Annotated in this window: 13 protein-coding genes; 1 reads left to right on the top strand and 12 read right to left on the bottom strand. The window is 63.1% G+C overall.

From position 1 onward, the window contains the following. Position 1 precedes the first annotated feature (1 nt). The 11 genes from ftsX to galE form a co-directional block, all read right to left on the bottom strand. Positions 2-916, bottom strand: coding sequence for a permease-like cell division protein FtsX (ftsX, locus tag M1E01_RS06980; RefSeq protein WP_457974339.1), 915 nt, complete (start codon positions 914-916; stop codon positions 2-4). Further along, positions 913-1680 carry a cell division ATP-binding protein FtsE gene (ftsE, locus tag M1E01_RS06975; RefSeq protein WP_457974338.1) on the bottom strand — a complete coding sequence of 256 codons (768 nt, stop codon included), beginning with the start codon at positions 1678-1680 and terminating at the stop codon, positions 913-915. The genes ftsX and ftsE overlap by 4 nt, the downstream gene beginning before the upstream one ends. Positions 1681-1961: 281 nt before the next feature. Beyond that, complete coding sequence (gene prfB, locus M1E01_RS06970; protein WP_457974337.1) at positions 1962-3077, bottom strand: peptide chain release factor 2; 1116 nt, start codon at positions 3075-3077, stop codon at positions 1962-1964. Between the two features lie 156 nt (positions 3078-3233). After that, positions 3234-3647: a pilus assembly protein TadG-related protein gene (locus M1E01_RS06965; RefSeq protein ID WP_457974336.1), complete on the bottom strand. Its 414-nt coding sequence runs from the start codon at positions 3645-3647 to the stop codon at positions 3234-3236. Between the two features lie 71 nt (positions 3648-3718). Next, positions 3719-4111 (bottom strand): hypothetical protein, encoded by a 393-nt coding sequence (locus M1E01_RS06960; protein ID WP_457974335.1) that lies wholly within the window; start codon positions 4109-4111, stop codon positions 3719-3721. 157 nt (positions 4112-4268) lie between these two features. Next, complete coding sequence (locus M1E01_RS06955; RefSeq protein WP_457974334.1) at positions 4269-4664, bottom strand: TadE family protein; 396 nt, start codon at positions 4662-4664, stop codon at positions 4269-4271. 3 nt (positions 4665-4667) lie between these two features. After that, positions 4668-4919, bottom strand: a complete 252-nt coding sequence (locus tag M1E01_RS06950; protein ID WP_457974333.1) for a hypothetical protein — start codon at positions 4917-4919, stop codon at positions 4668-4670. Positions 4920-5018: 99 nt separating this feature from the next. Then, positions 5019-5960: a type II secretion system F family protein gene (locus tag M1E01_RS06945; RefSeq protein WP_457974332.1), complete on the bottom strand. Its 942-nt coding sequence runs from the start codon at positions 5958-5960 to the stop codon at positions 5019-5021. Continuing rightward, a complete protein-coding gene (locus tag M1E01_RS06940) occupies positions 5957-6814 on the bottom strand; it encodes a type II secretion system F family protein (RefSeq protein ID WP_457974331.1) in 858 nt (285 codons plus the stop codon). Before M1E01_RS06940 ends, M1E01_RS06945 begins: the two co-directional genes overlap by 4 nt. After that, positions 6811-8034 (bottom strand): CpaF family protein, encoded by a 1224-nt coding sequence (locus tag M1E01_RS06935; RefSeq protein ID WP_457974330.1) that lies wholly within the window; start codon positions 8032-8034, stop codon positions 6811-6813. The genes M1E01_RS06940 and M1E01_RS06935 overlap by 4 nt, the downstream gene beginning before the upstream one ends. A 127-nt stretch (positions 8035-8161) precedes the next feature. Next, the gene (gene galE / locus M1E01_RS06930) at positions 8162-9181 is read right to left on the bottom strand and encodes a UDP-glucose 4-epimerase GalE (protein WP_457974329.1); all 1020 of its coding nucleotides are present in this window, start codon (positions 9179-9181) and stop codon (positions 8162-8164) included. A gap of 248 nt (positions 9182-9429) precedes the next feature. Between galE and M1E01_RS06925 the strand changes: the two genes are divergently transcribed. Further along, positions 9430-11391: a GH25 family lysozyme gene (locus M1E01_RS06925; RefSeq protein ID WP_457974328.1), complete on the top strand. Its 1962-nt coding sequence runs from the start codon at positions 9430-9432 to the stop codon at positions 11389-11391. A gap of 555 nt (positions 11392-11946) precedes the next feature. Here the strand turns inward: M1E01_RS06925 and M1E01_RS06920 are convergent. Further along, complete coding sequence (locus tag M1E01_RS06920; protein WP_457974327.1) at positions 11947-13359, bottom strand: lipopolysaccharide biosynthesis protein; 1413 nt, start codon at positions 13357-13359, stop codon at positions 11947-11949. Positions 13360-13398 lie beyond the last annotated feature (39 nt).

Genomic DNA, 13398 nt, shown 5'->3' with positions numbered 1-13398 from the left:
CTTACACCCTCAAGTATCGGCGGAGAGTCAGCAGGGAAGAAGTGCCGGCCAGGACGACGCCCAGTCCAATCAGGGCCGGCGCCAGCAGCAATGTCTGGGCAGGGGAAATAAAGGCAGTGTCCGGGTATTGGTTGGACATGTACTCCCCCAGGAAGAAGTGCGCCACCGCCCAGAGCGTTCCGGAAGCCAGGGTTGCGCCAATGACCGCGGCAATCACGCCCTCGAGGATGAACGGCAGCTGGATCACCGTCTTCGAGGCGCCCACAAGCCGCATAATGCCCGTCTCGCGCCGGCGGCTGAAGGCCGAGAGCCTGATGGTGGTCGCGATGAGCAGGATGGCACAGACCGTCATGACGCCAGCGATGATCACCGCAACGAGCGACGCCGCGTTCATGACGGAAAAGAGCCGCTCCAGCACCTGGCGCTGGTCAATCACCGTTTCCACTCCCGGCTGGGAGGAGAAGGTCTCACTGATGATCTGGTATTTTTCCGGGTCCTTCATATTAATGCGGAAGGACGCGGGAAGCTGGTCCGGCGTCACTGAGTCCACAATCGGTGAATTCGAGAACTGTTCCTTGAAGTGCTTGTAGGCATCTTCCTTGGACTCGAACTGGAAATCGTTGATGTATTGGGACACGGCCGGTGATTCCAGAAGCGTCCGCAAATTATCTTGCTGCTCAGGCGTCGCGGACCCCGAAGCGCAACCGGCCGCCGTCGAGCCTTCACCGCAGAGGAAGATGGCCACCTGGACCTTGTCATACCAGTAGCCCTTCATCTGGTTGATCTGCAGCTGGAGCATTCCGGCCGCGCCAACGAAGGTGAGGGAGACGAAGGTGACGAGAATGACCGAGACCACCATGGACAGGTTCCGCCGGAGCCCGCTGCCGATTTCACCGAGGATGAACTGGAGCCTCACAGCCGGCCCTCCTCGGCGGCGGCGCCTTCGGCGCGCCCGCTTGCGTCCCGGAGCCTGCGGGACTGGCCCACCACCGGAATCATGGACGTGTACAGGGCGCGGGCTTCGTCGCGGATGACCCTTCCGTTCTTCAGTTCCACAACGCGCTTACGCATCTCGTTGACGATGTCGTCGTCGTGAGTGGCCATGACCACGGTGGTGCCGTTCTGGTTGATCTTGTCCAGGACGCCCATAATGCCCATGGAGGTGGTGGGGTCGAGGTTTCCCGTAGGTTCGTCCGCAAGCAGGATTCCGGGCCGGTTGACCACGGCGCGGGCGATGGCCACGCGCTGCTGTTCACCGCCCGAGAGCTCATGCGGCATCCGCTTCTCTTTGCCTTCCAGACCGACCGTCTTCAGCACTTCAGGGACAGTGTCCCGGATGACGCTGCGGCTTTTGCCGATCACCTGCATAGCAAAGGCCACATTCGCGAAAACGTTCTTTTGCGGCAGCAAACGGAAATCCTGGAACACGACGCCGATACCGCGGCGCAGCCTCGGCACGCGCCAGCTTGAAATCTTGGCGACGTTCTGTCCGGCAACGTAGACCGATCCGGACGTCGCACGGTCCTCCTTGAGCACCAGGCGCAGGAATGTGGACTTGCCGGACCCTGACGCGCCCACGAGGAAGGCGAATTCACCACGGTCTATTTCAAGGGTGACAGAGTCCAGCGCGGGCCGGGTCGTCTGGTCGTAGACCTTAGTGACATTTTCGAAACGGATCATGATCCTAGGAACCCTGCAGTAAGGGACGTGTGGCCCGGCCTGCAACCGGGGCGGGGGCTTTCGCTTGGGGGAAGTAGAGCTCCGGCTTCTCGACTATACCTATGGGGAAAGGCACTTCCCGGTGAGTGCCAAGGGCGTGTCGCCGAGGAGAATCCGGATGCGAATCTGCCAGCAGGCGGGGCAGTTGGGCAGTTGGCCCACATTCCTCCGGCTGCGCGGCCGGGCGACCGGCAAGCGTGCCGCCCGGCTGGGCAGCCGGTAGGCCTGCGCCCGGCCGAAACCTATTTCGCGGCGTTGCGGTTGTCCGTTCGCCACCGGATACCGGCCTCGATGAAATCATCGATGGCACCGTCAAACACAGCAGACGTGTTCCCGACTTCGTGTTCGGTCCGGAGATCCTTCACCATTTGGTACGGGTTCAGGACGTAGGAGCGCATCTGGTCTCCCCAGGAGGCTTTGACGTCGCCGGCCAGCGCCTTCTTTTCGGCGTCCTCTTGCTCCTTCTTGAGGAGCAGGAGGCGGGACTGGAGCACGCGCATCGCGGCGGCGCGGTTCTGCAGCTGCGACTTTTCGTTCTGCATGGACACCACAGTGCCGGTGGGGATATGAGTCAGCCGGACGGCGGAGTCCGTTGTATTGACGGACTGTCCGCCGGGACCTGAGGAACGGAAAACGTCGACGCGTATCTCGTTGTCAGGGATGTCGATGGAGTCGGTCTGCTCAATGAGCGGTATGACCTCCACGGCGGCGAAGGATGTCTGCCGGCGGCCCTGGTTGTCGAAGGGGCTGATGCGGACGAGTCGGTGAGTTCCGGCCTCGACGCTCAGGGTGCCGAAGGCGTACGGCGCTTTGACTTCGAACGTGGCCGATTTGAGCCCGGCTTCCTCGGCGTAGGACGTGTCCATGACTGTCGTGGGATAGCCATGTCGTTCGGCCCAGCGCAAGTACATCCGCATGAGCATCTCGGCAAAATCCGCAGCATCCACGCCGCCTGCGCCCGCCCGGATGGTCACCACAGCCTCGCGCTCGTCATACTCTCCGGAAAGGAGTGTGACGATTTCAAGCTCTTCCAGAGCTTTGCGAATCGACTCGAGCTCTGCTGCAGCTTCACCCATGGAGTCGGCGTCATCCTCGTCCTGGCCGAGTTCGACCAACACCTCAAGGTCGTCGATCCGGGAAGCGAGCTTGTTGAGCCTCTCCAGCTCGGACTGGCGATGGGAGAGGCGGGAGGTGATGACCTGCGCGGCCGCGGGATCGTCCCACAGGTTCGGTTCCCCGGCGCGCTCGCTCAGTTCTGCGATCTCTTCCTTCAACTCCTCGACGTTCGAGACGTTCTCGATGGAAGTGTAAGTGGCGCGCAGTGCGCGAATCTCTGCAGGAAAATCAATCTGAGCCATGGTTATTTAAGCCTACGCTATCCGCCTCCTCCGGCAGGACGATGATCGCAGGCCTGCCAGGCCTGACAGGCAGGGCGGACTCACCGCGCCAGCCTTGGTTCACCGAGTCAGCCTGGTTCACGTTAGTCAGCCTGGTTCGCGTTAGTCAGCCTTGACTCATCGCGTCAGCCTGGAACGCGCTGTCGAGACCGCCTCTACCTGTATGCCACCCGGCACGAGGAAGTTCACCACGGGAGGGTGGACAGCAGCACTGAGAACCACGACGGCGGTAGAACCGTCGGGCGTGCCTGTTGCCGGGGCGACGGTCAGGGCATCAAAGCGGCCAAACGCACCGTTCCTTGCAAGGTAGTCGCTGGCGACGTTCCTGATGCGGTCCCCGTTCAGAACAGCGGAGGGCGTTCCGCCTGCAGTTTCCACCTGGCCGAGGGTGTAGCTTCCTGCCGCCGCAACGGAGGCGCCATCAGCCAGTGAGAGGAGTTTCTTGTGCTCTATGTACAGGGTGGAGGCGCCCATCATCACTGTGCCCACCAAAAGCGCCAGCATGACGAAGCCGATGATGAGCACGGTCATCTGCCCGTCCTCGCTTCCACCGGCGCATCGTCGCGGGTGTTGCTTTGGCAGGTCTTGTGGTGCGGGGGTTTTCAACGGAACCTGCCTACGATCTGGGTAGCGGTGCCGCTGAGATGGCTGGCGTTCAGCCGGAACGCGTCGCTGAACGGCACGAAGGGCAGTGGCACGCTCAGATGTACCGTGACGGTGACTGCTGACCCTGCGGCCATGCAGTCCCCGCGGTCGCAGCTGATCTCCACGCGGGCGTCGTGGGCAGGGTGTCCGTAGTCGGCGATCGCCAGCACCGCGGCCTGCTCGGCTGCCTCCCGTCCCGATGCTTCATCCGATTGGGCCACAAAAACCTTGGCAGCCTGATCCGCTGCACCCACCACCGCAAATGAGCCGCCTTGGATCTGGCCGACGGTGATGACGAAGTAGACCACAGGCACCATGAGGAGCAGCCCCAGGAAGGTGAACTCGACCACCGCGCTCCCCCGCTGCCCCCGATCATCAGCCCTGAATCCGTGTACCGTATTGCACCCGGCACTGCACCGGCCGGTACTACACAGCCCGACGCAACCCCACGCCTGGCGGAGACGCCTCACGAACGTTCGCCCGGCAAGGCCCGCCCGCCCAAAGAGTTCACTTGTTGATTGCCGCATGCCCTTTCACTTCCAGTAGGTCGCGCGGGCCGATCAGACCCACCACCGGCATCGGCGCCCTGACCGTCACTTCGAGGGTCCGAAGCCCTCGAAACGTGACTTCGCGCGTCTCGATGTCTCGCGCGAAGCCTGCATTGAGGGCAGTGCCGATGAGTTCTTCCGTCCGCTGCCGCGCGTCAGCTGCACTGCGGTCCGCCAGCGTCCCGTATCGCGCACCTGAAGCCGCAGCGTCGATCAGCGTGTTCCGGACGTGCAACACGAGCGCAAGCTGGATGATGGCCAGGAAGAACATCGTCAGCAGCGCGCCCACGAGGACAAAATCAACAACTGCGGAGCCACGCTCACGCTCCAGGCAGTGCGGGGCAACCGGGATCATTGCCTACTTTCCGACCGTGTCCATCGCTTGGTTGAACATGGCTTCCAGGGCAGGTCCGGCAAGTGCCAGCAGCGCGGCGACGAGCACCGCGGACATGAGTGTGATCATGACCCAGCCGGGCACGTCTCCCCTTTCTGCATGCTCAGGGTTGGTACGTCCCCGGCTCCGCAACAGCCGGATGGAGGCGGCTGCCACCCCGAGGCTGCTGCCCAGAGCGGCCATGAGCGCGATTCCGTGCCGGATCATGTTTGTCATTGACTTCCCGTTTCTTTGAGTTGGCAATTGCTGGGTGGAGAGGCTGTTGAGTACGTCGAGCGGCTCAGGAGTCGAGCCGCTCAGGAGCAGACCACGGAATTACATATTCAGGCTCAGGGCGGCCAAACCTGGGAACACGGCAAAGACGACGGTCAACGGCAGCACTCCAAAAACGAGCGGAACCATCATGGCAATCTCTTTCTTTCCGGCTGATTCCATCAGGTCCCGTTTTGCTGTGTCCCTCACGTCCTGCGCCTGGGCCCGCAACACGTCAGCCAGCGGAGTTCCCCGCTCCACTGCCACGATGATCCCGTCAACGAACCGGATGAGCGGTCCGAGGTCCGTGCGGGAGGAAAACTCCTGCAGAGCCTCCACAAGGGGCTTGCCTGCCCGCGTTTCGGCAAGCACCTTCCCGAATTCCTTGGAGAGCTCTCCGCGGGCACTTCGGCAAACCCTGTCCAGAGCACCCGTAGCACTCTCACCGGCGCCCACTGCCAGGGCCATTAGCTCGGCGAGACTCGGAAACTCGGCCATCATCCTGGATTCCCTCTTCCTGATCTCCTGTCCGAGCCAGTAATCGCGGAAGAGGAACCCTCCTACTGCGCTTCCGGCCATCGCCACAACAGCCAGTACCGGGCTAAACCTTCCGGCCATAGCACCGAAGGCAATCATGCCGACGGCCACCAGAAAACCGCCGGTTGCCCAGAGCAGCTGTTCGGCACGGAAGTGCACAGGTGATTTGCTGATGCCGGCCTGCGCCAGTCGCCGGACCAGGGCGGAGGAACCTAGGTTAAACCGGCTGAGTTTGTCTATGCCGTCTTTGATCAGCGGGCGGACTATGCGCTCCAAAGGCCCGAAAGGCGTGAGGTTTTGCTCGGCCGGCCTCAGCAGCCTGGACTCCAGGTTTTGGGCCTTGAGCTGCGGCTCGATCCGTTCCACGAAACTGAGGGGGCGCATGAATGGAAGGCGGACGAGCAGCAGCCATAGACCCGCGCCCAAAAGCAAACCGCACAGGATGGAGGCCGCCGGTACCGTCATCATCGAAGGACTCGCTCCTCATCGGGAAGGGCACCAATCCGCAACATGATGGAGTAGCAGACCAGGGAGACCACCAAGCCTCCGAGCAGGACTGCCGCCCCCATGGGCGTGTTGTATGCCGCAACGGCTTCAGGGCGGCTTGCGAGCAGCGCGATGACGATCCATGGGGCCGCAACGGCAAGGCGGGCAGCATTGACCGTCCAGGACTGCCGGGCTTCAAGCTCACTCCTGGTCCTGGCACTTTCACGGAGGAATTCGGCCAGGGTTCCCAGCAGTTTGCCAAGGTCGGAGCCGCCCACTTCCCTCGTCAGTCTCAACGCCTCGATGATGCGGTCAGCGACCGGGTCGGCAAGCCGTTGCTTGAGTTTGTTCAGTGAGGCATCGAACTGGCCTCCCGCACGATAATCCGAGCCGAAGTCCCGGAAAACGGGGCGCAGCTCCTCTGGTCCCTTATCACCCAACTGGATGAGCGCCTCGGGCAGCGAAAGGCCGGCTCTGATGGCAGATCTGAGATGGTCCACCACGTCCGGCCAGAGCCGACGCATCATGGCAGTCCGCCGCCGGGCTCGCCACTTCACCGCAACGACGGGCAACCATGCTCCGAACAGCCCGAAGCACAAAGAGATCGGCCATGACATGCTGACGGCGAAGAAGACCAGCGTCACGAACAGCCCGAGCCCCAAGCAGCTGCCGATAAGACCGGCGCCGGTGACCCGCTCGACCCCGGCGGCCAGGAGCAGATCCTGCAACCGGCTGGTTCTGGGCGGACGCCTGGCTGTTTCCGGCTGCACCCAGGTGGACCACCAAATAAGAAAGAGCCCTGCACCAGCCAGCACTCCCAGCAGCGGGGCCGTCACGGTGCCTCCAGCAGAGCCGCAACATCGAAGCCTGCTGCGGCAAACTTTTCAGCCGACGGCATGGAACTGAGTTTGGGCTGCAGCTGGCCACCGACCAAGGTGAAGACCATGGAAGACTCGATGATGCCGTTCTCCACCCGTTTGCCCAGGGACAGGATTTCGGTGACCTGCCTGCGCCCGCTTATCTGACGGCTGCAGTGCACCACGAGATCGATGCACGAAGCCACGGTCGGCACAACGAAGGCACTGGATATGTTGTCTCCGGCGAGCAGCGGCAGGGTGCAGATCTTGGTTACGGCGTCACGGGCTGAATTTGCATGGACGGTACACATCCCGGGAAGGCCCGAATTAAGTGCGATGAGCATGTCGAGACTCTCCGCTTCGCGCACTTCTCCCACCACCAGGCGATCCGGGCGCATCCGGAGCGCCTCCTTGACGAGCCTGCGCAGCGGGATTTCTCCTTCACCTTCAAGGTTGGGCTGGCGGCACTGAAGTCCCACCACGTCGCGCAGTGGGAACTGAAGTTCAAAAATTTCCTCGACCGTGATGACCCGCTCACGGCTGCCGATGCTGGCAGCCAGGCAGTTCAGCATGGTGGTCTTCCCAGCCTGCGTGGCACCCGAGACCAGGATGTTCAGCCCGCTGGCCACAGCCGCGCCGAGGAACCGTGCGGACTGCGGCGTTAGGGTGCCCAGCTCGACCAGGTGCTCCAAACGGCTCGCCTTGACCACGAACTTGCGGATGTTGATGGCCCAGTGCCGCCTGGTGACATCGGGTATGACGACGTGGAGCCGGGAACCGTCCGGGAGGGCAGCGTCAACGAAAGGCGATGACATGTCCAAGCGCCTGCCGGAGCTTTTGAGCATGCGCTCCACAAGATCCCGCACCTGCTGGTCCGTGAGGCTGAGGGACGTCAGCTCGGATTCGCCGTTCCGGGCTACATAGACCTCTGTCGGTGCGTTCAGCCAAATTTCCTCAATGCTGGGATCATCCAGCAAAGGCTGCAACGGCCCGAAGCCGGCGACAGCGTCGAAGACAAATCTCCGCGCCGAGTCAAGAGGCCCAAGCGGCGGAAGCGGGCCCATGAGGGCCCGCTCGTCGTAGTCGCTTACTGCAGCGTCCACCAGCCGCCGGACCTCAACGGTCTGCCGCAAGGGGTCCAGACCGCGTCTGCGGATCAGTTCCCGGACCTCATCTTCGACTATCCGTACGGCATCCATGTGCTCCCCCAGGTGACTGCCGCCCCCAGCGGAGGCAGTCCACTTGGGTTAAAGCTATGGGATGGCGTGCCGTGGGGAAAGCAAAACCGGCAAAGTTGTGGATAAGCTCCGGCAAGAACGCCGCGGGTTACTCCTGCCCGGCGTAGCCGAATGGATTGGAGCTTTGCCAGCGCCAGTGGTCCTCGCACATCTGGGCGAGGTCACGGCGGGCAGACCAGCCCAGGTCGGCCAAGGCAGCGGAGGCATCGGCGTAGCTGACGGCTGCGTCTCCGGGACGGCGGGGCGCGAATTCGTAGGGGATGGGGTGGCCGGCTGCGGCGCTAAAGGCCTCAATGACCTCCAGAACTGACGAGCCCCGGCCGGTGCCCAGGTTCCAGCGGAAGGCGCCGGTCTTCGTTTCCAGGTAACGGAGAGCGGCGAGGTGGCCTGCCGCGAGGTCCATCACGTGGATGTAGTCCCGCACGCCCGTGCCGTCCGGCGTCGGGTAGTCGTTGCCGAACACCATGACCTTCTCCCGGCGGCCCACGGCCACCTGTGCCACAAACGGCAGCAGATTGTTGGGGATGCCCCGGGGGTCTTCCCCTATGCGGCCGGACTCGTGCGCGCCCACCGGGTTGAAATAGCGAAGCAGTGCCACGCTCCAGCGGGGGTCCGCGGTGCTGAGGTCCGAGAGGATGTCCTCAACCTGTTCCTTGGTCCGGCCGTACGGGTTGGTGGCGTCGAGCGGCGACTTCTCGATGAGTGGAACGTGTTCGGAAGCGCCGTACACCGTGGCGGATGAGCTGAACACCAGCCGGCGGACACCGGCCTTTTCCATGCTTTCCAGGAGGTTGAGAGTGCCTACGACGTTGTTCTTGTAGTACCACAGCGGCTTTTCGACCGACTCCCCCACGGCCTTCAGGCCGGCGAAGTGAATGACGGCGTTGAAACCGCCTTCCGCGAAAACTCTGTCGACGGCGGCCGCATCAAGCAGATCACCCTCGCGGAATTCAACCGGTTTGCCTGTCAGTTCCTCCACTCGGCGGACGGCTTCGACGCTGGAATTCATCAGATTGTCGAGCACCACCACCTCATGCCCGTCCTCGAGGAGACAAAGTGCGGTGTGCGATCCGATGTAGCCGGCGCCGCCGGTGACCAAAACCTTCATGGCCTCAAGTCTATGGCCGCGCTCGCTTCGCCCTGAAATTTCGAAGACCGCGAGGGTGGGGAGCAATGCCTTACCCAATGCAACACGCCTATCAACAGCATCATTGGCATCATGAGTAACAAAAGTGGTACAGTTGGCGCGCTAAGACCTACCCTTTGCGGCATTGATCGCCCTGTTCAGAACGGACGGTCGATGTCGCAACCCCTGATGGCGCATCAGACCAGACGCCAGAACCCCGGATTGGACAGATGAAACCAACAAAAGCTGCACGGCGAAGGGCCATCGGCGCCTTGGAAACCGGCGTGCTGGCACTTGCTGTTCTGACGGGGCTTGCGGCCGCACCGGCATTCGCTGTCGAACCAACACCGACGCCGACGGCGTCCGCCCCACCTGCCGCCACGGCGCTGCCTGCTGGCTCCGATTCCGACGGAATCGACAGCGCGGCGGACAAGGCAGCCATGCGGACTGCGGTCGGAGAGCACGGCGCCGAGATGGGCCAAGGAAGTCCGCAGAAGAGCGGGCCTGCGGCAGTTGCAGCGACAGAAGCGTCCTGGATTCCGTCATCCGGTGTGCCGGGGCAGGACGTCAGCAGTTACCAGGGAACAGTCGCCTGGCAGCAGCAATGGAACATGGGATCTCGGTTTGCCTACATCAAAGCCACCGAAGGAAACTACTACACCAACGGGGCGTTCTCGGCCCAGTACAAGGGTTCTCGCGACGCGGGCATGATCCGCGGTGCGTACCACTTCGCGATTCCCAATGCATCGTCCGGAGCCGACCAAGCCCGCTTCTTCGTGGCGAATGGCGGCGGATGGACGAGTGACGGGGTGACCCTTCCCCCCGTTCTGGACTTCGAATTCAATCCCTACGCCGGCCGGACAATCAACGGCTTCTACCATGGCAACACCTGCTACGACAAAACCCCGCAACAGCTCGCGTCATGGGTCCGGGATTTCGGCAACACGATGTTGAGCCTCACGGGCAGGCTGCCCGTCATCTACACCAATACCAGTTGGTGGAAGCAATGCACGGCCGATGCCCCGGGCTTCGGCGACTACCCGCTCTGGATTGCTTCCTACCCCTCAAGCCCGACAAACAGTCCCGGCCCCATCCCCTCAAGCTGGAGCACCTACAGCCTGTGGCAGTACAGCGACAGCGGCCCGTTTGCCGGGGATTCCAACGTCTGGAACGGCACCTACGCCCAGCTGCAGGCCTTTGCCCGCAGCAAAGCCAATTCCGGCGGTGCGATCGAACGAAAGTGGCTGGAGCTGGGCGGCGCCTCCGGCAGCCTCGGCGCCGCAATCTCCAAGGCAGACATCTGCACCCTTGTGGGCGGCGGCTGTTACAGGGCATATGCCGGCGGCAACATTTATTGGACCGCCGCGACGGGCGCGCACCCGGTCACCGGCAGCTACTGGGAGGCCTGGGGCGAGGCACGTTGGCAGAGCGGGATCGGCTACCCCATCAGCGACGTCACCTGCCCCCATGGTTCAGCAACATCATCCACGTGCCATCAGAGATTCCAGGGCGGTATCGTCTACGCCACGCCAGGCGTAGGGACGTTCGCCGTCACCAGCAGGTATATGTCCGCTTGGAAGGCGGCCGGTTGGCAGCAGGGCATCGGCTACCCGACCGCCACCGCCACGTGCGGTCTGTACGGCGGCGGCTGCTACCAGCCTTTCCAAAAAGCCAACGTCTACTACTCGGCAGGGAATGGCGCCCACGCCGTGACGCCGTCGTACTGGCAGGCCTGGAAAGAAGCTGGCTGGCAGCAGGGGCTCGGCTATCCCACCGGCCCTGCCACATGCGGATTGTACGGCGGCGGCTGTTATCAGGCCTTCCAGAAAGCGAACGTGTACTTCTCCACCGGCACCGGCGCACACGCGGTCTTTGCACCGTACTTCGCCTCCTGGCGGGCGGCAGGGTGGCAGGTCGGCGTCGGTTATCCGACAGGACCGGCAAAATGCGGCCTCTACGGTGGCGGCTGCTACCAGCCCTTCGAGCGGGCAAACAGCTACTACACCGCTGCGACGGGCGCCAACATGGTCGGGGAGCCCTACTGGTCCGCATGGCGGAAGGCCGGTTGGCAAACGGGAGGACTCGGGTACCCCCTGGCCGCGGCGGTCGAATATAACGGCTACCGGAATGTGCCGTTCCAGGGAGGCTCCATGACCTATTCTCCAACCGGAGTCACCGTCAGCCGCAACTGACAGTCCCGCGGAGGCTATCTATCCATCGGTCCGGCCTCGCACGGGCCGAAAGCCGCTGCCTATTTCTGCAGTAGTGCCGCGTCCCTGTCCTGAGGCAGGAGACGGTGCTTGAGCCATTTCCCAACCTTGTAGAGTGGCGCTCCACCACAAGGTAGTAGGCGTGGGCGATGACAAGCCAAAGAGCCATAGGTGTGCCGACACGTGGAGCCTCTGCATGGTTGGAGCTGCCATGGCGTACAGCATGCCGATGATCCAAGCAAGGAATTCGTACGATCCGTGGCTCATGCAGCCACCGGGGACGGCGATGGCGAACAGGAGAAGAGCAGCCGCGCAGGAAGAGACCCACGGGTGACCCCTTTTCTTGAGTACAGCACTGGTGATCAAATACCCGGACAGAACAAATAAGATCACCACAGCAAGGGCGATGCCGCCCTGCCCGCCTTACGGCCCGTGTCTACCGCGGAGGGCTAACTATCTTCACGCTGCGGGTGCCACTCATGATGATGCTTGCCGTGCCGGCCTGCCCGCCTTACGGCCCGTGTCTACCGCGGAGGGCTAACTGTCTCCAGGCTCTGGGTGCCACTCACGATGACGTTGACCCATCTGCTTTCTCCTCCGTTGGTGCCATAGTGCCAGTCCGGCGGCAGCCGCCACGGCCAGCACGCCGGCCGTGATGAGCCCGGTAATGATGTCACGGGGCAGCATCAAAAGCACCACGACATAGCCTGTGGCGGCCAGGCAGCACAGTGCGTAGGTGCGCATCGGCCATCCGCCTGCCGCCCTCCGTCGTGCTATCAGAAAGTAGACACCGCCCAAGAGCAAAAAGGAGCCGGCTGACGTCGCAGCCATGAGCACCAGGTTCCCGATGGAGGCCGGCCAGAGGGCGGCCAGGGCTGAAACGACCAGCACCGACGGCGTCACGACCGCCAGAATCCACGTCATCCTGTCGGCAAACAGCAGCGAGGAGGCGTTCAGGTACAGCAGGTACCCAAGGGCAATCAGGGGCATGATCTGGGCCACGGGAATGAGATCCTCCCGGCCCACGGCCATGACATGCGTAACAACGTTCGCTCCGCCACTCGCCACGATGACGATCGCAAGCCCGGCGAAACTGGCGGTTTTCATCACTGAACGCATGCGCTCAGGCCGTTCACCCGGCTTGGCCGACATGATCGCCGGGACCCAGGCGTTGTTCAAAGCCCCCAGCAAAGTCACCGTGCCCAGGACAAAGATCTGCACCTTGCCGTAGTCACCGGAGACGCCTTCGGCCGCCACTGCTGCCAGCAGGAAGGCCGCCCCCTGGGTCAGCAGCATCATGGACCCAGTGTGTGGCAGGACTGGAAGGCCGATGAGCAGCGCCTCTTTGGCGGCGCCGGGAACCGAGAACGGCGGCGCTGGCGGTGCCACAAACAGTGACGCGACGGCTGTCAAGAAGACTGCTGCCCCGAAGCCGACCATGAACACGCTTGCGGAAGCACCCACCAGAAGCATCGCAATCAGGCCCACGCCGTAGGCGGCCACGGATGAACCGAGGCTTAGCAGGACAAATGCCACCGGACGTCCCTGGGCACGCAACAGCGCTTGGGCGGCCAGTACCGTGGCCAGCAGGCCCATGGTCAGGAGTGCAACCGTGAAGCTGAATGAACCGTCGCTGCCGCGCGCCACACCCCAGTAGCCGGCGGCCGCCAGGACGCCTACCACCGCGCCGACCAGGCTAAGGAATCCGCTGATTGAGCGTGCTTTGGCTGCGCCGTTGTGGTCGAACCACGTCTTGGTGATCGCCAGCGGAAGCCCTGCGGCTCCTAGCACCACACCGACTTGGATGACCGAGACGGCCAGGAAGAGTTCCTGCCACTCGGCATCGTCGTTGAGCACACGGAGGGCGAACGGCTGAACCAGGAAGATGCCCAGCCCCTGCATAAGCGCACCGGCGAGATACAGGACGGAGTTCCTGCCAGTTCTTTCCATGGCGCTGCTGTTCCCGGGCTCGGCAACATCTGCCCGCCC

Source organism: Arthrobacter sp. D1-17 (assembly GCF_054130535.1).
This window is presented reverse-complemented; position numbering and strand designations above follow the sequence as displayed.